Origin of the sequence: Vibrio sp. 1F255 (assembly GCF_041439145.1) — a bacterium.
Taxonomy (GTDB): domain Bacteria; phylum Pseudomonadota; class Gammaproteobacteria; order Enterobacterales; family Vibrionaceae; genus Vibrio; species Vibrio crassostreae_C.
Window position 1 is genome coordinate 19,106 of sequence record NZ_JBGONQ010000010.1, and the last position, 23,663, is coordinate 42,768.

Here is a 23,663-nt window from a genome sequence, read left to right on the forward strand (position 1 = left end):
ATATGTTTCAATCACCTATTGCTCTATGTAATCCATAATACGCTCCACGATGGAGTAAATACCTCCGCGCTTGTGCAATAAACAAGCAACTCGCTTAGTTTCGTAAATTTTTTGAATTAACAGGTAACCAACTCAATGAGTATTACGCTTGCACGCTGCACTAAATTACTTGAAAGCATCCCAAACCACCCCTCAGAAACATCAACTGAACAGCTGCGTCAAATCTTGGAAGATCACGGCCTTTTTAATGACAATGCCAAGAAAGTCTCCAACGCGAGGACAGTACGAGAGCTATTAGAAAAAATTATGGTCGAGCAACCTAGCGTGGAAGTGACGAGAACATCTAAAGGAAATTTCTATCAGATTGCTCAAGGTCAGCCTCACCCGGTAAACCCAGATCGATTTTCATCAACCATGATATTGCAGTTGATAGAAGAGCAAATAAAGACCATGTTACCCCCGGTCTTTAAGGAGGAAACGAAAAATCTATTTAATCAAATCAGCAATAAAAGAAACAAAAGGTATGAGCTTTGGAAAAAGCATTTTTGCTATGTGACAACCGAGTTTAAGCCCTTACCCTCCGAGATCGATCATCACGTATTTTCTACGATAGAAATGGCTCTGCAAAATAAACGTGACCTTGTCATGGACTATCGAGCAAAAGAAAATGCTCCCATGAAAAAGTACCTAATTTCGCCGAAAGGTATCGTCCTCAATGGTCTAGATATCTATCTTGTCGCTTATAGTCATACCTCTAGTGGTTATCGAAACTTTGCTTTGCATCGAATAAAACAGATTTCTAGTGAATTCCCAAGCTCTACTGATAACAGTACCGAACGTTTCTGTCTCCATACCTACGTTTCAGAGGACAAGTTTTACAGTGGTGATAAGTGCGTTCAAGTCGTACTAAAAATTGATCGTAAAAATGGGTCTCACTTCTTATGGAACAAGAAAATTAGCGCCAATCAGAAAACATTAAAGGAAAATGAGCACTATGTTGAGATTCTCGTTGAATTACGAGATAGCTTTGATCTCACTCGTTGGTTAATAAAAAACGCAGACATAATTCAAGTTGTTTCTCCTTTATCCCTTAGAAAAAAAGTCATTGAGTCACTTGAGACTGCAGCAAAACTTTACCAAGCAATAGAGAATGAGTAGAGGAATACCTGAGTTATCAGGAATAAGCAGTGTTATGTTCTGCTCAATCTCATTCTTCAATTTGAGAGTTAGAGAGTTACCTCGCTTTGATTAAAGGCATGGACCCGTAATCAAAGGCAGCAAGAATTAGCCCTAATACGACCACCGATAAAAGTAGAAACTTATACAGCCATTTTATTTAACACTGGTTAATACAAAATTATTAACAATTTTCTCCACTGATAACCCTCCGCACACCCATAAATTAATTTGTTGATAATTTAAAAATTCTCATATAGCCCCAACCAGAATGGCATTCTGAACTTTTAAATAATGAATCCCGGAATATAAGTAGCAATAATTAATTTTTAGACGATTTCTGTCGATTCATTCTCTTTAAGAGCACGAATACTTGTCAATCCACATAGATGAAAAGTGTCCATAAAGCTAAATATAGTTGTATTTCTAACAAAAACTTAGGTTGGGTAAGCCCATATCTGTGACTTCATGAGAAAATGACATGAACAAGAAAAAATTAACCGGTATTATACTCGTTGTTTCAATTATCTACTTAGTTCTAGAAACAAGTTTTTTTATTAGCCTAATGAATGCTATTCGTCACGATAAAGTCCATACCATTGATGATATTGAACTCTATGGGCGTTCACTTTCTGGCTTTGGAATGTCGCTATTGGTGTTTAAGTTCATGACACTTGGCAGCAGAAGTTTTTGCTTTTCTGTCAAGTTCGTAGCGGTAATCGCTGTGTTTTCTGCTACTTTTTATGGTCAAAAATTATTTGTAGACCATTATCTTGACTCTCGCTCAGAAGCTAAACAAAAGCGTCACCATCGAGCTTATATGATTCAGAAATCATACGCCAATAATGTACTTGCTTTTCCTAATATAAACAGCCAGTATGCTGGAAACTTATCGCTTGATGTACAAATAGCATTTTTTACACCTGTTGCTATTGGGCAAGCAGAATTATTTGAAGATCGTGGTAGGCTGAAACCTGACTATTGGCTTTCTATTTACCAAAGTGATTTTAAAGAAAATTGGTATTATTACTACACAAAATATCAATCTATTAACCAGAATATCAAGACTCTTTTGAAAGAATACGAGCAGCAATCAAATCAACTGACGAGTACGTTACGTGTCAAAGGTGCTATCGAGCATAATAAGATTAAAAGAAACTACCACCGCTACGTTCGTAGGTTAGGTCACACTGGTATAACGACAAGGATTAAAGATGAAATATATAAAGAAACCGGTGTTCGTATGTCTACTAACTGGCACCCAACCAAGGATAGAGAAGAATTTTTGGATAAGTATATTTCTCAATTTGGGGATGAAATAACAAAAAACAAGCAAAAGTTGATCAATTCATTATATGGTGTAAACGTAGAATCAATGCATATAGATAACCCTTTAAGAAGCCCATCAGTCATAAAAAAGATTAATGAGAAAATTGACATTTTCTCTAATGACTATATTTTTCCGATAAACCTGACTGGATATGAGTTCTATCATCACTATAAAGACACGATTCCTGAAAATTTAGTAAAAAAATACAAAAATGCTGATCGTGATCCTGAATTGCTTAATGATATCGGTCGAGTTTTCTTTGTACCTTTTATAGCATTGCTTTTCTCTGCTATTTGTATCGCTCTCAACTTCCGTTCATTTATTGATACTTCATCTCTCGTTTTTGTGTTCGGAAATAGGAAAACTCTGATGTATCAATGTACTCGTGTTGCTTTATGGATGCTTATTTTGGTTGGTCCATTGGCTATCAATTACACTATCTTTGGTGATGGGAATTTTCTATTCGACCAACTTAAACGCTGCTCAACTGTTGAAGTTTGGGGGACACAGTATGCTAGTGCAGTCGCTTTTATTATCAGCTCGGTAACCGGAAATAATATCTTTTCAATGTTTTAATCGGAACTACATTATTTTTTGTGATTGGCAGGGCTGTTAGTAATGTAGGGTAGGATTAGATGTCGATAGGCTATCAAGAAACTGTTCAATTACAAAAAGTGATTTTCGCCGTTGCGTACTCTGCACCGTTCAACTCGTCGTCAATATCAATGCTCGAATAACGCTCGAGCGCAATAAACGCACTATTCACCGTACTGCCTTCAGGGAGCATCGAATAGACATTAGTTAAGACATCTTGTGGGAGTGAATCGGCTATCGAATAAGTATTGTTGGGGTTACCTTTTGCCGAATAGTTTGACGCATCTGGTCCAGATTCAAAGGTAAGATCCGCAGTTGTCAGCGCCATCGCAAAACACGGCATTAAACAACTGGGCAGTATAACTGAATTCCAATTTCTAATTATGTTCCCTCTTTCAGCTAGCCATAAACGTGTAAAGAGGAATGGAGCAAGTATAGCGCCGAAAAATAAAACTATATTTAACAGAGGCTTATGATTGTAGAGTTGAATTTTCTCATTTTTAGAATGAAGTTGACGTGAATCGAGGACATCTAAAGTCACCGCGGCAAATCTCGGTCAAGCAGACACAAAAAAGGTTGGTGACAACAACGTCATCACCAACCTTATCAAGTCGTTTCTTATGTTATTACGAGCCTAAGCTACTCAATGCGTGTGATGAAGTCGTATTTATCTGACTCAGCCTTAGTCACCCAGTGTTCACCAGAAGCCGGAGCAGAATCTAACGTAAAGATATAGAAGTCGATTCCTTTGTCTCCCATTACCTTTTTAAAGTAGGTCGCTTGCTTGCGATGGCTTTCGTTGGTGTATGGGAAGTCTTTGGCTGTTTTATCATCCTCAGCCCAACTGTGCACACCAACCTGCTTATTAAGCTCAATGGCTTTAGTGGTATCTGCTCGTTGCAAAACTCGTGGGTTACCCGCAGCGAAAAGATCCGTGCCGCCAGAGAACACCGACCCCGTAGGCGTTACGATCGTCGTCATGTTGTTACTGTGGATCATGCGACCGGTGTACATATTGATATCATCGTCGGCACTTCCACCAATATGGTTGGTAAACTTCAACGTCATCTCACTGCCTTGATACAATTTCACGATATCAAAAAGCTGAGAATAGGTTGATGCGCCTAGAGTGGAAGTAATGCGATCAACAGCGCCAGTCTCGTTGAGCACATCACGGTAAAAAGCGTTGAAAGCAAACGAGGTGGTTATCGTTACCTTGTTCCCACTTTTATTGTTACTCAGAATGGTAGACCCAAGGCTAGTCACGTATTGAACCAGTTCATTGTGATACTCAAGCTCGATGGGCTTATGAGTATTCGTCGTCGTGTTAATTAACGTGGTGTCATTGCCGATTGAGCGTTGAGCCGCACCACAATCAAACACGTCCAAACCCTTGCTCTCTGTGTAGATACCGCAGCTATCAAATCCTGCATCAGGGAGGTACAGATCCACACTTTGACCTAAACTATCCGCAAGCCTAACCACTTTTTGCTTATCACTAATATCTTCCGCAAACAGAACGATTTCATACTGCACACCGTTGTAATCAAGTTTTATGGATTCTTGGACCTCTTGTCGCTCTTTATACAACTCACCCAGTTTCGCTGATGAAAATACGTAATCCGCTTGAGGTTTTGCTTGCACTTTGGTGGCAGCTTTACCTGAGTTAGAGCTTGAATTACAGCCCGCTAACAGAATCAAAGGTAACGCCAGTAATGCATTTCTATAGTCGTTCATACCGTTATTCCCAAAATGTTTGATGAGAAAATTCTATTGTTTAGCGCTGAATTTATCTGTCGTGGAAATGTATGAGAATGTCGAGCCTATTTGAACGATGTTTTTTATTTTCCTATAAATGCCAATTCATCATTGAACTAACTTATAAAGTGTTTAATCATTCGCTTTAGGTATTTGGCGAAGCATCTGAACTTATATGCAATAGCGTATAATCGTAATGGTTCATCACGACGAAGACTCGCTCACCTAATCTCAATAAGTGAAACGCACGACAAGGCTGATAATGGAATGACAAAACCTAAAATGATCATCGTGGAAGACGATTTGAAACTTCAGAAAATGTTGCAGGACTACTTCGTCGCGCAAGATTTTGATGTCACGGTGTTGGACGATGGCAGTGATGCCGCACACACCATCCTCACGGAGCAACCTGACATCGTACTGCTGGATTTGATGCTTCCTGTAACTGATGGACTTACAATCTGCCGACAGACGCGTACGCACTATAAAGGTAAAATCTTGATGCTCACTGCTAGCGATGACGACTTTGACCACGTCGCTGGTTTAGAGACAGGGGCTGATGACTATGTCACCAAGCCAATCAAACCAAGAGTTCTGCTGGCCAGAGTTCGTTCGCTATTACGCCGCCAAGACACCAATACCGCTTCAGTCGATGACTCAGACACCCTTCAGTTCGATCAACTCGTTCTGAAAAACACTTATAAGAAGTGTGAACTTTCAGGTGCGGTTTTATCACTCACTGACAGCGAGTTTGACCTACTTTGGTTATTGGCAAGCAACCCAGACACGCCGTTATCTCGTGACTACTTGACGCAAACATTGCGCGGGATTGAGTACGACGGAATAGACCGGACGATTGACAACAAGGTTGTACGTCTAAGGAAGATTTTGGGCGACGACCACACACCAGCAGAGAAAATTCAGACCATTCGCGGTAAAGGCTACTTATTTGTTTCGACCGCCTGGCGTTAACCTCGCTCAATACGAGCGTAATAAAAGAGAGCGATTATGCGACGTATCTTTTTGGAGTCCTTAATAGGGCTGTTAGTTTGCTTTATGGCCGGCCTTGTCGCCTACGAGATTAGCGTCTATCAGCTCAATACCGACTACGAATACGTACTGGAAGATTACGAAGCGGCTGCCCACCAGCAATTGATCGAGAACATCGCTAAAAATCAAGGCCTTGAAGCGGCTCATCAAGCGATAAACCAGTTTGTAGAAACCACACGAAATAAATTGGTTACATTCAGCCCAGACGATGAAATACCCAGCCCCGTTTCAGAGTTCTTCAGCACGAATCCGAATACCTTTGTTTTTCACGATGATGAACGGGACCTATGGTTTCGCTTAGCAAGCAGTGACAATACCTATCACTACCTCCCCAACAGTGAAGCGTTCGTTAGGCAAAAAATAGAGTTGGAGGATGACCTCATTTGGTTGTTCTTTTTAGCGAGCTTTATCTTATATGGGTTATGTCATCTATTTATTATCTTCCGCCGAGTTAAAAAGCTTGAGGCTGCCACTCTGCGTTTTGCGGAGGGCGATCTCTCGACACGAGCCGAGACTTCAAGTGGTATTGCGATTGGTTCACTGAACAAATCCTTCAACCTAATGGCCGACCGAATTCATCGCTTGGTAGAAAGTAATCGCTCACTCACTAATGCTGTCGCTCATGAACTGCGCACGCCAATATTCCGTATTCAGTGGCAAGCTGAGATGTTGAAAGACACCCAACTAAACGCAGAGCAAGAGAGCACGATTGAGAGCATTGTCGAAGACACGGAAGAGATGGAAAAGATGGTCGATGAACTATTGTATTACGCCAAACTCGGTAGCACTGACCTAGAGAACTTAAAAAAGCCATTAGAGATTCGAGACTTTCTCGACCACGCAATGACGCGTTGGAGTAAAGACACTCAACTCAACATCGACCTTTCACTACCAGCGCAACCTAGCTCAATACTTGCGGATGAAACACTACTCAACCGAGCACTAGATAACCTCGTGCGTAACGCAATGAAGTTCGCACGCTCGCAAGTGTCGATAGAAGCAAGCGTGCACCAAGATCAACTGAAAATTGCGGTACATGACGATGGTGATGGCGTTGCAGAGGAGCACCGAGCACATCTGTTCGATCCCTTTTATGTTGGCGACAAAGCACGTAATAAAGCTAAGAGCGGCCATGGGTTAGGGTTATCTATCGTCGAGAAGATCTGTGCTCAACATAACGCAACTGTGGAAGTGGGTCAGAGCCAAGCCTTAAAGGGTGCAGTATTCACCATAACCATTCAGCTATGTAATGATTCAGCTGACAAACCCATACAGTAACGACAAAACACCTCTGGAATAATGTTCAACATCGGTCGGGAGATGCTGTCTCCCATGAACTTATTAAATCTAGATAATCATGCCACTGCCTTTGTGCCTTGCCATCTAGGTTCCAATCATTCTTAAGGTATTTTTATGAAAAAGTTATTAGTTGTTTTAGGCATTGTTTCTCTAGCGGGTTGTTCTGGTATTAGCCACAACGAAGAAGTTTACACAGCGCACGCTGAAAGCTTCAACATTGTCGGTTTCCAAGTTCCAGGTAATACTCAAGACCGCGCAATGGAATTAGTACCTGAAGGTGCAACCGTTGATACGATTCGCTCAACAAACTCTGATACGAGCTCTGTTCTGGGTATTATCAACCGTATTATCGGTATCGACTACGTACAAGTTGGCGGTAAAAAGCAGTAATTCGCTATAGTGACGTTAGCCACGTACCATAATTAAGTGTCGCAGTTGCCTACCTATATTCAGTAGCCTGCACAAACTAAGTTAATCTAAGCCAGTGACCCGTCGCTGGCTTTTTTCATCCAGCAGATTTTGTGCTCTGTGCCAAACAAGTGCCCGATTCCCCTTCCCTCTTTTAACTAACAATTCGAAAAATAAGCCGAAAAGTCTTCGATTTCTTATCAAAATTGCCCCTAAATTCGCTAAATGGCCTTCTGTTTAAAGTGACACTTTCAAATCGTTGATCCTTCTATCAACCCAGAATCCGTTAATTGAGGCACAGATCAATTTACTCGAAAATCTTAATTTCCAAGAGAAATAAACACTTAATAAAAGTGTCACGATTTTATAAATAAACATATAGGTGCGTTCAAAAATAAACAGAAATGATAACTATCTGTAAATACGAGAAATATAAGTTTCATGAATAAAAGAGATCATTGCCATGCTACTAATTAATCAGATCGAATGATGTAAATTCGCTGTGATTAATTTGTTACGTTTTCTTGGATTTTACATGGAAAGAGAAAACAACAATGAAAATAAGAAAACGTTTAGTTGCCGTTGCTATAGCCAGTGCTATGTCTTTGTCAGTGCATGCAAGTGAATCCGTTCAAATCGATCAACCGATCAACTTTACTAGCTTCTCTGGGTTAAACGCTCAGTTAGGAGTCAGTAACGCCTCTAGCTTCAAGATGGTGAAAGAAGTAAACCTGAAAAAGCGTGGTATCTATAAAGTTAAGATCCAGCAGAACATCTGGGGAACACCGGTATGGGGACATTACCTAAATGCCACCCAAAGTGTCCAAGGTGGCGCACTTAAGTCCGTTCAAGGTCGCTACCTTAAAACAACGACCTTAGAGCGATCTTTTGTTAAGCCATCAATCAACAGCGCTCAAGCGGTTGAACTCGCAAGTAAAGATCTAAAGACTCAAGGCTTAACCAGCAAATCTCTAGACAACGTTCAACATCAGCTATTTATCTATCAAGGCTCTGTGAAGCAAGGCATCGGACAGCAAAGCGTAGATAAAACACGACTAGTGTACGTTGTCTCTTACCTAGTAGAAGGCAGTGAACAGCCGACTCGACCGTTCACCATGCTAGACGCGCACACAGGCGAAGTCATCGACCGCTGGGAAGGTATTGCCCATGCTCAGATCGGTACTGGCCCTGGCGGCAACGAAAAAACCGGCATGTACGAATACGGCACCGACTACCACTACCTTGATGTTCAAGAAGTGGGCACAGAGTGTGTAATGGAGTCTGAAAATGTCGTTACCGTTGACCTTAATGGCGCGACCGACGGCGACACCACTTACAGCTATGAATGTCCTCGTAACGAATATAAAGCCGTGAACGGCGCATTCTCACCACTCAACGATGCCCATTACTTTGGCAACATCGTGTTCGATATGTATAAAAACTGGTTCGACACAGCGCCACTCTCCTTCAAGCTCATGATGCGTGTTCACTACGGTGAAAACTACGAGAATGCATTTTGGGACGGCAGAGCCATGACCTTTGGTGATGGGGAGAGCTTCTTTTACCCGCTTGTTAGCCTAGATGTATCAGCCCATGAAGTGAGCCACGGTTTCACTGAGCAAAACTCAGGTTTGATCTACGCAAACCAATCGGGCGGTATGAACGAAGCCTTCTCTGACATGGCCGGTGAAGCCGCAGAATACTATATGAAAGGCACCAACGACTGGATGGTCGGACGCAATATCTTTAAAGGCGAAGGTGCGCTGCGTTACATGGACGATCCATCACGCGATGGCTCTTCAATCAACAACGCATCCGAGTACTACGATGGCTTAAACGTGCACTACAGCTCTGGCGTGTTCAACAAGGCGTTCTACCATCTTGCAACCACACAAGGTTGGGACACCAAAAAAGCGTTCGAGCTTTTCGTGCTATCCAACCAAATCTACTGGTCAGAAAACAGTGACTTCTGGCAGGGTGCTTGTGGCGTGAAAAACTCGGCAACAGACCTTGGCTACAATGCCGATGACGTTGTTTCTGCGTTCGGTCTTGTGGGTGTTACCCCATGTGCAGAGCCACCACGGCCACCAGAACCGGAATATCAACGCCTTGAAAATGGTGTTGAAGCCGCAGTTGCTGGTGAAACAGGTTCGAAAACTTACTTTGATATCGAAGTACCATCAGGCCAAGAGAAACTGACGATTGATCTTGCTGTGTCTACGGGTGACCCAGATATTTATGTCGGCCTAGATTATGCGCCAAGCTCTCAAGAGAATATCTGTAAGAGTGAAAGCGTAACCGATGAAGTATGTGTAATTGAAAACCCAACAGCTGGTCGCTACACGGTGAACATTCTGGGTTACTCAGATTACGCAGGTGCAAATCTGAAAGCATCGTACGAATCAGGCAATGCTAACGTACCGCCAGTTTCTTCTTTCGAACACACGGTCGTAGGCAAAGAAGTAGAGCTGCGTAGCACAAGTTCGGACAGCGATGGTCAGATCGTTTCTTACCAATGGAACCTAGGCGATGGCAACACACAAACCGGTGAAGTGACTCGCTATACCTACGCTGAAGCTGGCGACTACGTGGTGACTCTAACCGTGACAGACGATGCAGGCGTTGCAACATCAACAAGCAAGTCGATTACGATTGAAGGTGACTCAGCGGAAGGCTTCCCATTAAAACTGAAGTTTGGTAACAAAAACCCGAATGGCAAAGCTCGCGTTAAGCTAGCATGGGATTACGACACCAATGACTACTTCGTGATTAAGCGTAATGGCAAGAATGTTGGTGCTACAGACTTTAACTCATACGTCGACAAGTTCCGTCACAACGGCACAGTAGATGTTGAGTACCAAGTGTGTACCTCAAGCGATATCTGTTCAGAAACCAAGCACTACCGTTTCATTAAAACACAGTAATCAATAGCAAATTCAGGGCTCCGAAAGGGGCCCTTTTCGCGGTTAACTGTTCTGAAAATGAAACATCTACACAAAAACATCCACGCACTAAACAAAATTCACACCCATCAACACAACAATACTCACTATAAAAAGGACGACAAATGGCTATTCAAAAAAGCATGCTAGCTTTGGCTGTGCTCGGAGGCTCTTTAGCCTTAACCACCAGCACTTCGGCTTACGCATCCCTAGGTATCACACCACCAGCGAACGAAGAAGTCTGGATTACCACCGATGCTGACGCACAGCATATAATGACTCAACATGGCGCAACAGTTTACCCAAGCGTGACTGGAAACAAGCATTCCATCGTCGCGAAAATCAACCAGAAACAGCTGGCGAAACTATCCAGCCACATGCACGAAGAAACTCACCGTTGTGGTGGCTACATGGTGCACGAAGACAAAGCAAGCGCACTCAAAGCGGCAGCTATGCCACTGACCATGAGCAGCTTCGAAAAGCCAGTTATCAGCCATCAAGATACGGTGAACGACCTACTCGCTCAGGTCGAGCCGAACAACATGGTCACGACCATTGAAAATCTAACCAACTTCACCAACCGTTTTTATACTACTTCTACTGGTGTCGCTGCTTCAGATTGGCTTTTAGAGCGTTGGGAAACAGAAATTAAGGATGTGCCGTATGCGTCTGCACGCCAGATCACGCATGCCGAATACCCACAGAAATCCGTTGAAGTGACACTGCTTGGCGCTAAATATCCTGAAGAGATCGTCGTTGTGGGTGGACACCTTGATTCAACGGTAGGATCTTGGACAAGCGAAGGCACCATCTCACCGGGGGCCGATGATGATGCGTCTGGCATTGCAACGGTAACAGAGTCGCTTCGCCTGATGATCGCCAGTGGTATTCAGCCAGACAAGACCATTAAATTTTATGGTTATGCAGCCGAAGAAGTGGGATTGAGAGGCTCACAAGATGTCGCCAACGCTTTAAGAGATGAGCAAGCCAACGTTGTATCGGTATTGCAATTAGACATGACCAACTACAACGGTTCAGCGCACGATATCACCTTCATCACGGACTACACCGACAGCAACCTCACCGCCTATTTAAGCGAGCTGATCGACACTTACGCGAGCGACATCAGTTACGGTTTCGATGATTGTGGCTATGCCTGTTCTGACCACGCCTCTTGGCACAATGTTGGCTACCCAGCTGCCATGCCATTCGAAAGCATGTTCAATGATTACAACCCAAGTATTCACACTGAGCACGACACGCTTGAGAACTCCGATCCTACGGCGACACACGCGACCAAGTTCGCCAAACTAGCCATTGCTTACCTTGTCGAAACCAGCCTTGATTCACCCGTTGCAGGCCCTAAAGAGCTGCAAAATGGCGTGCCTGTTAAAGGACTTACTGCAGGATATGGTGAAGAGCAGTTCTTCACATTTACGACTCAAAGTGCAGGTCAGTTAACGGTAACATTAACCGGCCCTCGAAGTGGCGATGCCGACTTATATGTGAAACACAACGGCACCGTATCGAAAGCGAACTACGACTGCCGCCCATACCAGAACAGCAGCAACGAACAGTGTGTATTGAACAAGCCAGCGGGTGAATTCAGCATCATGGTGCGCGGTTACCGTAACTTTAGTGATGTCACCATCGTCGCTAACTTCGTTCCTGATTGGCTTTAAGGTTGGTTAATTGACTAACAATTAAACCTAGCAAACACGGCTAAAACTAAAAATCCGCAAGCCCACGATCATAAATAGATTGGAGCTTGCGGATTTTTTATTGTCTTCGGAGAGCATCTCAACTTAATAACCTTTAGTTATCATCAAGCCGTCTTTTTCATTACCTTGCCACAGATGTACTCACCAATCGGCATTGCAGAGGTCGCAGCCGGTGATGGCGCGTTACATACATGTAAGCTTCTTGGGCTTTCGGCAAACAGGAAATCATGGACCAAGGTGCCATCCTTCAGTACCGCTTGAGCACGAATCCCAGCAGGATAAGGCTTAAAATCATCAACCGTAATACTCGGGCAGTATTTGTTCACTAGCTTTAGATATCCCGGTTTCCACCACGAGTTCTTAAACTCGACCAAACCCGTTTTCAAGTGATTCGCAGTCACTTTCCAAAAACCCACAAAGCTCAGCATCTGCCAAGTGTCCTTGAAGCTAAAGTTAAGCTTGCCATAACCTTCTCGCTTCCAGCCTTGAACTGCATTTGGCCCTACTGTTACGGAGCCATCAATCATGCGTGTTAAATGCACGCCCAAGAAAGGCAGTTCTGGGTCAGGGATCGGATAGATAAGATGATTCACCACTTGGTTGTGCTTAGCGTCTAACTGATAATACTCACCGCGATAAGGCACGATTTGGAAGTCGGTTTCGATGTCTAACATCTTGGTCATTCTATCGGCCATCAAGCCAGAACACGTGATCAAGAATCGACTGTTCAGTTGAAGAGTCTGACCATCTACTTTGCACGTTAACTGCACTTCATCTTCTTGCTCATCCGCCATAATCACTTCCGTGCCTAGACTGAGCTGACCACCCGCTTCAACAAACTCTTGAGCCATCACTTCGGTGACTTTTTTGTAGTCCACGATACTGGTGGTTTTGACATAAATCGCGCCCAAACCGGTGATGTTAGGCTCTGCAAGTTTCAGTTGCGCTTGATCTAAGAGGTCGACATCAATGTCGTTATCATGACAACGTTGATAGAGCGCGTTCATGCGCTCCACTTCCTGCTCATTGGTCGCGACCAACAGCTTGCCACAGTTTTCGACAGGGATATCGTGTTGACTGCAAAAGGCGATGGTGCGCTCTACGCCACGCTTACAAAAATCCGCCTTTAAACTGCCCGGAGCGTAGTAAACTCCAGCGTGAATCACACCACTGTTATGGCCAGTTTGGTGCTGCGCGAATCCACGCTCCTTTTCGACTAAAAGGATACTTTTATCAGGGTGAGCTTGCTGTAATTGCCATGCCGTCGACACGCCAACAATGCCACCACCAACGATAATATAGTCGTATGTTGAGTTCATAATATTCCTACATTCAATCCTTTTAATTATAGGGAAGACGCGACAGTGTTAGACCCAGTTTGAGGTAACTTTTGTTCCTCACTTTCTGATTCTTTTTTAACTTGATTTGCATCGTATTTACGACCGCTGTAGATGAAGATGCCAACAAAAATGGCGACACATACCAAGCGAATCACGACTGAAACATCAGGCCATACTAAAGCTGCACCTATTACTACCAACACTACTCGAGTAATGACATTAATTTCGCTCTCTAGATAGCCTTCAATCGCCGCGATAAATGCGTAAGTGCCAATAATAGCAAAACCACCGGTGACCAATACCGAGGTAATATCCCAACTCACCAAGTTAGTGTAGGCAATCAACAACGGCACTAGGTATAAACCTTTTGCTATCTTCCAAGCCATTAAACCGGTTCTCATTGGTGGTGTTTTAGCGATAGTCGCTGCGGCAAACGCAGTTAAACAAACAGGCGGAGTCACGTTGCTGTCTTGCGATAGCCAGAAAATGATCAAGTGGGCAGAAAGCAGTGCAAGGCTGATCGCTTCTAAGCCAAGGCTCTGTTCAAGCAGAGTTTCCACAAAATCAGCAGGGACTAACGCAATCATCTCTTTGGCTGTTTCAAGTGCCATTGGCGCGTTCAGCAAATCAAGCTTATCTGGCGCAGCCAACATGAAGATAGCTTTCGCCTGTTCCGGTAACTGTCCCGAAACCAACAGGTCGAGCAACTGACTTTCAGCAATCAGTTTATACAAAGCTGGTGCAGACAGAGTACCCAACACGATATAAGCCGCGGTTACTGGTAAGCCCATGCCCAGAATCAAAGACGCCAGTGCAATTAAGGCGATCATCACCAGTAACTCGCCATTCGCCCAGCTGTTGATCATCAAAGAGAAGGTGTTACCAATTCCCGTAGTGCTAATGACATTAACAACTAGACCAATACCCACTAGCAACACAGCCGTGGTCGCCATGTTTTTTGCGCCTTGAGAAAGCGCTTCGATGATCGCCTTTGGACCCATTTTGTGATTTTTAGAGAACCATGAAGCCACCACGACAGACAGAATCGAGATGCCCGCAGCGTAAGTCGGCGTAAAGCCCTTCACCAACAGAGTCACTAACACCGCTAATGGGATCAGGTTGTGCCAACCCGACAGCAATACTTTCAATAGAGGCTCACAGCCAGAAGTCACCTTTTGCACACCACTGCGTTTTGCTTCGATGCGCACGAAGAATGCCACAGACAAAAAGTAGATAAGCGCAGGAACGAAGGAAACCGCAATAATATCGACATAAGGAATTTGCGTGTAAGAGGCCATGATGAACGCGCCCGCACCCATCACAGGTGGCATCAGCTGCCCGCCAGTAGATGCAGCCGCTTCAACACCTGCCGCGAAGCGCGAAGGGAAACCTGCCTTTTGCATCAAGGGAATACTGATCACGCCCGTCGATACTGTGTTTGCTACGCTCGACCCGGAGACTGAGCCCATCAAGCCGGAGCCAATAACGGCAATGAAACCAGGGCCACCAATCACTTTGCCCGCCGCGGCACGGGATACATCAATAATGTAGTCGCCGACACCAGATCGAACTAAAAATGCGCCAAACAGGATGAACATGAACACGAAGGTCCAACTGATTCTTGAGATCGAACCAAACATCCCTTCTGATGAATAAAAGCTTCGATAAAGTAACGTCTCAAGGCTTAAACCCGGAAAATGAAAAATACCGCTGGTCCATTGTCCCCAAAGCACTACATAACTTAAACACACTAAGATAAGCACTGGAATGAACCAGCCCATAGTGCGTCTAATCAGCTCAATGACGATGGCAATCGCCAAGATAGAGAAAAACCAATCACTGGCGATAAATTTTACGCCTCGGTCATACAACGCATCTTCTGCAAAGGGGATGTAGATAAGACAAGCCAGAGCCGCCAAGGCAATTCCGATATCGACCGCCAGAGCTATCTTGCTCTTTTTCAGTGAGATATGAGCGGGATACCAAAGCGCGCAAATGATTGCGAAACCAGCGAAATGCGTCGCCGAAATCCAAAGCTCTGGCAAGGTAGATAAGGTATTAAACCAAATATGTAGGAGGGAGAGTATCACTCCCATTGTCGTTATTGCTTTGCCTACCCAAGGGAAATCTGTTCGGGTAGGCAATTCGAATTTTTTCAGTTCCTGCTGCAGCGAATCGCTCATAGAAAACTCCTGCTCTCCACAGCCAAACGCGCAGAGAAAATCCATAAAGTAGGGTGGTGCGTTTTCACTTCAAATAATCGAACGAATCGGAGACGGTCAAATCAAACAAAGCAACCGAAACATATGAAAACGCACCAAGCAATTAATTAACGCGAATATTCAGTTCACGCCAAATAGCGAGTTAAAGATAAATGGCTAATCGAAGACAAAGGGTTAGTCGACGATCAACTCAGAAGGGATTTCTATACCCACTTCTTTATAGTAACGAGCAGCACCTGGGTGAAGCGGAACAGGAAGGCCTGCGATCCCTTTCTCAAGTGCCATTGCTTTGGTTGCTTTGTGGATACCTTGTAGGAAAGGTAGGTTTTCATAGATAGCTTTGGTCAGTTGATACACATCTTCTTCAGAAATGTCTTCACGAACCGCTAGGAAGTTAGGTTGGGCAATCGTAGTAATTGGTTTATCGACACCTGGATAAGTGTTTGCTGGGATCTCATACTTGGTCCAAATATTGTAATCACCATTCGCTTGTTTGATTTGTGCATCGGTAAACGACAAGATTTGAATATCTTCACCCAGTGCTGCAAAGGCTTGCGTCACCGCACCAACAGGAACACCAGCAGGCGTGTTCATACCATCAATTGTGCCATTTTGTAATGCGCTCGCACTGCCACCATAACCCATAAAGGCGAGTTTAAATTGTTCTGGGTCCACGGATAAGCCTTGCATGATTTGACGACCTGAGTTTTCAGTCCCAGAGTTCTTCTTACCGATAGAGAATTTCTTACCGTTTAGGTTCTCTAGATCGCTTACCGTACCTGTTTTTGCTAGATCTGAACGCACAATAAAGTGTTCTACGTTTTGCCATAACATGGAAACTGAACGCAGTTGAGTTTGTCTGCCAGATTTCTCATATGGCCCTAAACCCTGCCAAGCCCAAGCACCATACAAACCTTGTAGAATTGCGAACTGAGCTTCGTTCTCGTTCAACAACTTTACGTTCTCACCCGAGCCCGCAGAGCTGATAGCCGCTAAAGAAAAATGCTGCTTAGGCGCAAGCTTAACTTTACTCAATGTCGCTAAGGCCACACCCACTGGATAATAGGTACCACCCGTTGAAGCCGTCGCTAAAATATAGCTGCGATCTTCTTCAGCTGACGCATTACTGATAAGGCCAAGAGAAGCCATTGCTAGCGCTAAAGTTTTAACCAGCTTGTTGTATTTCATTGTTACTCTCCATGTAGGGTTATTCACGTTATATTTTTGTTAACAACAATAGATAGCAAGCGTAATGCCAGTTTTTAACTATTTGTTTTAATTTACTTTTATTTTAAAACCTATTCAAAATAAGCCGTTTTTTGCTTATTCCCCTGTTATTAAGTAAGCCATTTTTTGCTTATCGGCTACCGGAATTAACACCTGTAGATCGGGAAGCAAGTCACACCATGTTGCAGTTGTGTGATCAATGTATGTAAATTGATAAATATGCAATGAGCCATTTATTGCTCATTAAAAATCAACAAGCACTGCGATGAAGCCGCTCTCTAAGGGTCAACATAGTCACTTCGATTTAACCCATAACGCACCATCTTTTGGTTCAATGTTCGACGAGGTAAATCCAAGTCTTGCATAACATCATTGATGCGTCCCTGATAACGAACTAGCGCATCATGAATCACTTTCCGTTCAAAGCTCTGTACTTGAACCGCCAAAGGGATGCCCGCCGTTGTGGACTCTGTGACAGAATTGGGACGACACGCCAAAATATCCCCAACGGTCAAGCTTTCATCCAATGCAAAACGAATCGCAACATTACGCAGTTCACGCACATTGCCCGGCCACGCATACGAGAGCAGTGCATAGCGATCAGCCTCACTGGCTATACGTGTTTCGGAATTGGCTTCTTGGGTGAAGTGTTCAAACAAAAGTAAGGCATCTTCTTCACGCTCACTGAGTGGAGGCAAATGCAGCTGGGCAACATTCAAACGATAGAATAGATCTTGGCGAAAGTCGGGGTGATTCAGTAGATCGCTTTTCGAGGCAGAGACCACTCGTAGATCAACATGTTGTTGCTGATTCCCCCCCACGCGTTCGACGACATTATCTTGCAAGGTGCGCAGCACTTTTACCTGCATCGACAGCGGCATACTCTCTATTTCATCAAGGAACACTGTGCCTTTGTCGGCAAATTCCAGCTTACCAATGCGTCGTTTGGCCGCACCAGTAAACGCTCCGGCTTCGTGTCCAAACAGCTCGCTTTCAAAGAGATTTTCTGGGATTGCGCCACAGTTGAGCGGAACAAACGGATGGGTTTTACGTTGGCTGAATTCATGTAAGCAAGAGGCGACCAGCTCTTTACCACAACCCGTTTCACCATAGATGATCACGTTGGTGTCTATGGAAGCGACTTTCTGGATTTGCTCGCGCAGTTCACACATCACTTTACTGCGACCGATCAGCACCTGTTCAATGCCCTTAAGGTTATCCAGATAGTTCTGACGACTGTTTCTGTCTTGGCCACTTTGATGTTTATCTACCGCTTCCGATACCGTTTGAGACAGACGCTCTGGGTCGAATGGCTTCTCAATGAAGTCATAGGCACCTTGCTGTAAGGCTTTCACCGCCATATCGACATCACCATGCCCAGTAATCAAAATAACAGGCACATCTGGCACAAGACCTTTGAAACGCCCTAGCAGATCAACACCATCAATATCAGGTAAACGAACATCGGTGATAATGGTTTGAAAATCACCCTGCTCTACGGCGTTTAACGCATCTTGTCCTACTTCAAATGCGGTGACATCGAAGCCCGCCAGCTGCAACCATTGGCTGGTTGCTTGACGCACAATCGCGTCATCTTCAATTAAAGCAATACGCTGCATAGTTTGGTTCCGCCACTCTACATCTGATTAATATCGTCCACGGTATGTAAAAAAACCTCAGACGAAAAGGAGCTAGCTCCCACTTTGAATAACACTCCTTTAACAGTTTAATAATGTTTGTTAGCTTCGATTTGTCTCACTCTCCATTCGCTTAAAAAGCAAACATAAAACCTTGTCAAACCACTAGCTCAAAGAGGCAAGCCACTAATTTTAAAGGGATTTGATCAGCAATGATGAATAACAATCGATATTGGTTATTCCTGTGTACCTGTTTATTGATTGGTTTGGTGCAGGTCACCACCAAGAATGGCATCAGCCAGTGGAAGCTTGAACAAGCCCAACGCTATGCCGAACAGCGCTTCCTTGGCTACATTGCCGAAGCAAGGCGAACCCTTAAGCGTTTCTATTATCTGCCCTACCTAGTAACCAATGATGAAACCAGTGTGCGCTTCATTGATGGTGAAGCCCGCCTAGAAAAACGCATTAAGAAGCAGCTGATTCAATTGGATAAAGCCGCCAACACCAAGGGCTGGTATCTGCTTTCTGGCGAAGGGGACTTGTTGGTATCGAGTGTTGAAAGAAGCAAACTGAGCAATAAGAACGCCAGTACAATTGTTTCGAAGATCCACCAACAAGGTGGTGCGATTTCAGTGGTGACAAAAAACAAAGGCGTGACACCCGATTACTTCATAGCGGCACCCGTATATCGAGCCTCTGATGTGGTTGGCATTGTCGCGGTGCAAATCGATTTGTCATTGTTAACCGATCAATGGTTTGCCGATGGTGAGGCGATACTGTTTCAGAACCCTAGCGATCAGTTCTTTCTCTCCAGTGACAACAGGTTGAGTGCCGATTGGTTCAATGACACCTTCAATTCTCAGCCCACAGCGACAAAACGTGAGCTGTATGACCAAACCCATATTCGCGTGTGGCGATTGCAAGATAAAGATTACCTAATTCAGTCCATCAAGTTAGACGATCTGAATTGGCGTTTAACCTACCTAACGCCATTAACCAGCCTCAACCAGACCACGAACTGGATCAGCTGGAGTGTGGCGGTTGGCTGTCTTTTCATTCTGTTACTGTTGGTTATTCTTTACCAAAGACGCCAGAAAAAGCTCAGCAATCTGAGAATCCAAAAGCTTATCGAAGAGTCTGAGAAACGACTGTCTGGGATGATCAATAAAACCCATGTTGGGTTAATACTGATCGATAAACACGGACGCATTCACGATATCAACCTGATGGCGAAGAACTACTTTTCACTATCTGATTCAATGATCAATAACATCAAGGCGTGGCAGTTATTTGAGGCAGGTAATCCGAATTCAACCACCTTGCAACTGCTCAAAAACTTAGAGCAGCATCAAGAGCTGGCCGAGATAACTAGCGTCGAAACCATGGCAAGACGCAGCGATGGCAGCTACTTCCCTGTTTTATTCTCTATTAGCGCCTTTCCTTGGCATGCGACGACTTACTACCTGTGTACCGTAATCGATATCAGCAAACGTAAGAAAGCCGAAATTGCGGTGCAAAACGCCAATAAAACGCTACAACTGCGGGTCGAAGAGCGAACTCAAGATCTAAAAGATGCGCAGCAAGAACTTGTCGAATCTAGCAAACTGGCTGCACTAGGGCGGATGTCGAGTGCGATTACTCATGAACTCAATCAGCCGCTTACTGGCCTAAAAACGCTACTTTCAAGTAACCAGCTATTGATGGAAAGAGGCGAGACCAAGATGTTGAAAGCGAACATGGACTTAGTCATGAGCCTGATCGACCGAATGGCTAACATGACCAGCCAATTGAAGTCGTTCGCCTTCCAAAGACTTGAAAAGCCTTACCCAGTTTCACTGACAGACGCACTGCAAGAAACCCTGCGAATTCATCAAGCCGAACTGGAAAACGTCGATATTCGCGTGCGTGTCGCTTCCAATATTTCGATGGTAATGGGAGAAGAGGCGCGACTTCGTCAAGTGCTTGGTAACCTGCTTAGAAACGCTGTCGATGCCACGCAGAATCAGAAACCAGCAACCATTGTGATCAGCGCTCATACCGAGCAACAACGCGTGATCATCAAGGTTCAAGATAACGGTTGTGGTGTGTCTGAAGATCAACTCGAAACCATTTTCGAACCATTTCATACCAACAAAAAGATGGGCGAAGGCTTGGGGCTCGGGTTGGCTATCACAGCGAACAACGTGCGCGATATGCAAGGCACATTAATAGCGAAGAACAATTCAGACCAAGGCATGACATTTACGTTAACACTAAACAATAGCAATAGTGAGTAGTTACTTACACAGACCTTGAACTCCACATTCTATTGAAGCGCTAGAACTAAAAAACCGCCCACAGAGGGCGATTTTGATTCACTTATTGGCGTGTGACTTATTCACTAATCCGTTAACGACTTACTCAGCTAACTGCTTCAACAACAGTTCTGTTGGGCGCACAATCGCGATGATCGATTCATCGTAGATTTTCGCTGAATCAGACAGTATCGCTTGGTAGGCATTCACGTCAGCTTCTCTTACCTTCTCGCCAGCTTGCGCTTTAGCAATCAAAGTTAATGCTAAATCTGCAACTTCAACGGTTTTCTCTGCAACCACCACAGTCTCTACCGAAGACACGTTACCAGCGAAGACAGTTTCCGCCGCTAGTGCAGCTGATTTTGCTTGCTGATAATGCTCTGCAAGTTGCTCTAGCGCCTGCTGATTGCCTGTCGCCACTTCATTGACCAAGTCTTGCATCTCATACACCGCGTAGCTTTCTACTGGCAAAGCATCCACGAAGCGATTTAGGCGCTCGTATTGGCTGTACAAGGTGCCCTTAGGTTCAGTGGAGTTCCACTTTTCCCAGTTGCGAGCATAGTATTGAGCCGGCTCGGTGTATTTCGCTAGCACGCGCAGGTCGTGAATATCTTGGCCTTTGGCAATGCGCTTCAACAGCATATCAGCATCTGCGTGATGACGTAGCCCTACCGATACTTCCGACCATGTATCCATTGCTTTCATGCGCTTATACATACTGCGTTCGTCTGTCAGTTCTGCATCCGACCAGAAACGTTCTGCAATTGCATAACTGCGAGGCCATAGGTAGTTTTCGACCGTGAGGCTGTCTTTGTTTTCTAGCCACATGGTGATCTCGCCGCCTAAAATCAGCTCTTTTTCTTTGTCGGTTAGCTCCGCGGGGTAGCCTCCGTTTGGCTCAGGGATCACGCTGCCTTCTACATCGCTGCTCGCAATCACTTCGCCTGTGGTTGGCCAGCGCACGTTACCAATTAACTGATAGCTGCCTTCCGCAAACCCATTTGGATTCAAGTTCAGGTTGAATTCGGTATACGACATGAAGTTATCGAAGTGGCCGACAAAGGTTTTACCCGGCACATAATCAAGGATGTAGATCTCTTCACGAGACTTACCGTTGTAATCACTGAACGCGCGGAAAGTACCGTCTTGCGCTTCAATGATAGTCAGTGTTCCCTTACGTGGGCTGCCTTTAGAGCGAGGCTTTTGCCATTGGTAAGTCACAAACTTCTCACCACTGTGCAGCTTATCGTCAACCGTGATGCCACTTGGCATTGGATCATTGCGATAGTGGTAACTGGTTGGCTGAGGTTGGTCTAGGTAGTAACCCGTAGACAGAATACCTGGGTAGCCCTCTTTCGCCGCACGACCGATACTGTCGTGTCCTTGCCAGCTTTGAATCACGATAGAAGTTGGCAGATCTTTATGCCAAATCTCATCCCAACCCGTCATCTTCTTGCCACGCTCTTCCAGCATCTTTTCAACTTTTACGTTGAGGTAAGACTGTAAGCCGCGCTCGCCATCGATATTGTTCTCTTCGATGAACTCTTGGTGCTTTTCGCTGTTTTTCCATTGCGCATAGTTCGGCTCATCGCCACCAATGTGGAAGTACTCGTCTGGGAACAGTTCTGTCACTTCATCAAACACGTCGCCCAGCATTTCATAGAGCTCTGGGTTAAGTGGGTCCATCAATGGCTCAAATACACCCCAGCCACGTTCTTGTTCGTAGCTTTGACCTTCACCACCCGACATCAAGCGTGGGTAAGCGTGCGCCACAGCAGAAGAGTGTCCCGGCAGTGAAACTTCTGGAATAACACGAATACCAAGATTACGAGCGTACTCAACTAAGTAACGAACTTGGTCTTTGGTGTAGTAATCACCATCAGTGGTTTCTGACCATAGACGCGGCCAAGATTCCGTTTGAATGCGGATACCTTGATCGTCCCAGAAGTGCCAATGGAACACGTTCATTTTCGCAGAAGCCATCGCATCTAGCTGACGAATCAACACATCAAATTCAATGAAGTGACGCGAGGTATCGTAAGAGACTCCACGCCAACGAAAGCGGGGCTCATCAACAATGGTTACGGCAGGAATATGGTAGCCAGTTGCTGTGGTTTCAACGAGCTGTAAAAGGGTTTCGATGCCGTGAATAGCGCCATATGGGCTTGGTGCGCTCAGCGTGATTTGCTCACCCTGAGTCGTAATTTTGTAAGACTCTACAGAGTCGATGTTCTGTACTTCAGACTTTGGCGCCGCGTCGATATCAATGATCAGGTTCGCTTCGTCTGCGCTATCAACCTGCCAGTTTAGAATCGGCACGCCAGTTTGGCGCTCTAGGCGATCGATAAAGCGTTTCGCGGTGTATTCAACGCGATCAGAGTTAAAGCCTTTGATGTAAACCTTGAAGTTACCGTCGACCTTAACTTGCCCAGCTTGCAGCTCGACTGTTTGTGGATACGGCATTAAATTTAGATCGGTATTCGGAGCCATTGCTAACGCCATTGGGGACACTACTGAACTTGAAATCAATAGAGACAATATAGTTTTTTTCATTATTAGTTTTCCTATATAACGGGCGTTCTGTTTTGTTTATCGGAGGCAATTCACAAAACAGAACCATCAACCACTGCTGTTGTTTATCTTTATTTAAAACACTTATCTTTAT

General features: G+C 44.6%; 14 protein-coding genes and 1 pseudogene. 8 read left to right on the plus strand and 7 right to left on the minus strand.

All coding sequences use genetic code 11. The annotated features are described in order from the left end of the window. Positions 1-135: 135 nt before the first annotated feature. Both ACED41_RS08020 and ACED41_RS08025 read left to right on the plus strand, forming a co-directional pair. Positions 136-1,158 carry a helix-turn-helix transcriptional regulator gene (locus tag ACED41_RS08020; protein ID WP_371724753.1) on the plus strand — a complete coding sequence of 341 codons (1,023 nt, stop codon included), beginning with the start codon at positions 136-138 and terminating at the stop codon, positions 1,156-1,158. Positions 1,159-1,657: 499 nt separating this feature from the next. Next, entirely contained in the window at positions 1,658-3,082 is a 1,425-nt protein-coding gene (locus tag ACED41_RS08025) for a hypothetical protein (protein WP_371724754.1), read from the plus strand. 88 nt (positions 3,083-3,170) lie between these two features. Here the strand turns inward: ACED41_RS08025 and ACED41_RS08030 are convergent. Further along, positions 3,171-3,443 (minus strand): annotated as a pseudogene (locus ACED41_RS08030) (hypothetical protein); the annotation flags it as partial. 296 nt (positions 3,444-3,739) lie between these two features. Continuing rightward, positions 3,740-4,837 (minus strand): alpha/beta hydrolase, encoded by a 1,098-nt coding sequence (locus ACED41_RS08035; protein WP_371724755.1) that lies wholly within the window; start codon positions 4,835-4,837, stop codon positions 3,740-3,742. 288 nt (positions 4,838-5,125) lie between these two features. On the opposite strand from ACED41_RS08035, the gene ACED41_RS08040 reads away from it, so the two are divergent. The 5 genes from ACED41_RS08040 to ACED41_RS08060 all read left to right on the plus strand — a co-directional run bounded on the left by ACED41_RS08040 (position 5,126) and on the right by ACED41_RS08060 (position 12,239). Then, positions 5,126-5,830 (plus strand): response regulator, encoded by a 705-nt coding sequence (locus ACED41_RS08040; RefSeq protein WP_029235682.1) that lies wholly within the window; start codon positions 5,126-5,128, stop codon positions 5,828-5,830. Between the two features lie 36 nt (positions 5,831-5,866). After that, a complete protein-coding gene (locus tag ACED41_RS08045) occupies positions 5,867-7,186 on the plus strand; it encodes a sensor histidine kinase (RefSeq protein WP_371724756.1) in 1,320 nt (439 codons plus the stop codon). 135 nt (positions 7,187-7,321) lie between these two features. Beyond that, entirely contained in the window at positions 7,322-7,597 is a 276-nt protein-coding gene (locus ACED41_RS08050) for a hypothetical protein (RefSeq protein ID WP_017065177.1), read from the plus strand. Positions 7,598-8,169: 572 nt separating this feature from the next. Next, positions 8,170-10,539 carry a M4 family metallopeptidase gene (locus tag ACED41_RS08055; RefSeq protein WP_371724757.1) on the plus strand — a complete coding sequence of 790 codons (2,370 nt, stop codon included), beginning with the start codon at positions 8,170-8,172 and terminating at the stop codon, positions 10,537-10,539. A 143-nt stretch (positions 10,540-10,682) separates the two neighbouring features. Continuing rightward, positions 10,683-12,239 carry a M28 family metallopeptidase gene (locus tag ACED41_RS08060; RefSeq protein WP_371724758.1) on the plus strand — a complete coding sequence of 519 codons (1,557 nt, stop codon included), beginning with the start codon at positions 10,683-10,685 and terminating at the stop codon, positions 12,237-12,239. Between the two features lie 143 nt (positions 12,240-12,382). On the opposite strand, the gene lhgO is transcribed toward ACED41_RS08060, so the two are convergent. The 4 genes from lhgO to ACED41_RS08080 all read right to left on the minus strand — a co-directional run bounded on the left by lhgO (position 12,383) and on the right by ACED41_RS08080 (position 18,686). Further along, positions 12,383-13,597, minus strand: a complete 1,215-nt coding sequence (gene lhgO, locus ACED41_RS08065; protein ID WP_371724759.1) for an L-2-hydroxyglutarate oxidase — start codon at positions 13,595-13,597, stop codon at positions 12,383-12,385. Positions 13,598-13,623: 26 nt separating this feature from the next. Continuing rightward, positions 13,624-15,801: a TRAP transporter permease gene (locus tag ACED41_RS08070; protein WP_371724760.1), complete on the minus strand. Its 2,178-nt coding sequence runs from the start codon at positions 15,799-15,801 to the stop codon at positions 13,624-13,626. A gap of 213 nt (positions 15,802-16,014) precedes the next feature. Beyond that, positions 16,015-17,028, minus strand: a complete 1,014-nt coding sequence (locus ACED41_RS08075; RefSeq protein WP_371724761.1) for a TAXI family TRAP transporter solute-binding subunit — start codon at positions 17,026-17,028, stop codon at positions 16,015-16,017. A 317-nt stretch (positions 17,029-17,345) separates the two neighbouring features. Then, positions 17,346-18,686 (minus strand): sigma-54-dependent transcriptional regulator, encoded by a 1,341-nt coding sequence (locus tag ACED41_RS08080; RefSeq protein ID WP_371724762.1) that lies wholly within the window; start codon positions 18,684-18,686, stop codon positions 17,346-17,348. Positions 18,687-18,916: 230 nt separating this feature from the next. Between ACED41_RS08080 and ACED41_RS08085 the strand changes: the two genes are divergently transcribed. Next, complete coding sequence (locus tag ACED41_RS08085) at positions 18,917-20,980, plus strand: ATP-binding protein (RefSeq protein WP_371724763.1); 2,064 nt, start codon at positions 18,917-18,919, stop codon at positions 20,978-20,980. Positions 20,981-21,100: 120 nt separating this feature from the next. Here ACED41_RS08085 and ACED41_RS08090 read toward each other — a convergent pair whose 3' ends face one another. After that, positions 21,101-23,551, minus strand: a complete 2,451-nt coding sequence (locus tag ACED41_RS08090; protein WP_065584465.1) for a family 20 glycosylhydrolase — start codon at positions 23,549-23,551, stop codon at positions 21,101-21,103. Between the last annotated feature and the right edge of the window lie 112 nt (positions 23,552-23,663).

Coding starts and splice junctions, on each gene's coding strand:
- lhgO (WP_371724759.1), bottom strand. CDS start 13,597: ATGAACTCAACATACGACTATATTATCGTTGGTGGTGGCATTGTTGGC.
- ACED41_RS08060 (WP_371724758.1), top strand. CDS start 10,683: ATGGCTATTCAAAAAAGCATGCTAGCTTTGGCTGTGCTCGGAGGCTCT.
- ACED41_RS08055 (WP_371724757.1), top strand. CDS start 8,170: ATGAAAATAAGAAAACGTTTAGTTGCCGTTGCTATAGCCAGTGCTATG.
- ACED41_RS08040 (WP_029235682.1), top strand. CDS start 5,126: ATGACAAAACCTAAAATGATCATCGTGGAAGACGATTTGAAACTTCAG.
- ACED41_RS08020 (WP_371724753.1), top strand. CDS start 136: ATGAGTATTACGCTTGCACGCTGCACTAAATTACTTGAAAGCATCCCA.
- ACED41_RS08085 (WP_371724763.1), top strand. CDS start 18,917: ATGATGAATAACAATCGATATTGGTTATTCCTGTGTACCTGTTTATTG.
- ACED41_RS08080 (WP_371724762.1), bottom strand. CDS start 18,686: ATGCAGCGTATTGCTTTAATTGAAGATGACGCGATTGTGCGTCAAGCA.
- ACED41_RS08045 (WP_371724756.1), top strand. CDS start 5,867: ATGCGACGTATCTTTTTGGAGTCCTTAATAGGGCTGTTAGTTTGCTTT.
- ACED41_RS08070 (WP_371724760.1), bottom strand. CDS start 15,801: ATGAGCGATTCGCTGCAGCAGGAACTGAAAAAATTCGAATTGCCTACC.
- ACED41_RS08035 (WP_371724755.1), bottom strand. CDS start 4,837: ATGAACGACTATAGAAATGCATTACTGGCGTTACCTTTGATTCTGTTA.
- ACED41_RS08050 (WP_017065177.1), top strand. CDS start 7,322: ATGAAAAAGTTATTAGTTGTTTTAGGCATTGTTTCTCTAGCGGGTTGT.
- ACED41_RS08025 (WP_371724754.1), top strand. CDS start 1,658: ATGAACAAGAAAAAATTAACCGGTATTATACTCGTTGTTTCAATTATC.
- ACED41_RS08090 (WP_065584465.1), bottom strand. CDS start 23,551: ATGAAAAAAACTATATTGTCTCTATTGATTTCAAGTTCAGTAGTGTCC.
- ACED41_RS08075 (WP_371724761.1), bottom strand. CDS start 17,028: ATGAAATACAACAAGCTGGTTAAAACTTTAGCGCTAGCAATGGCTTCT.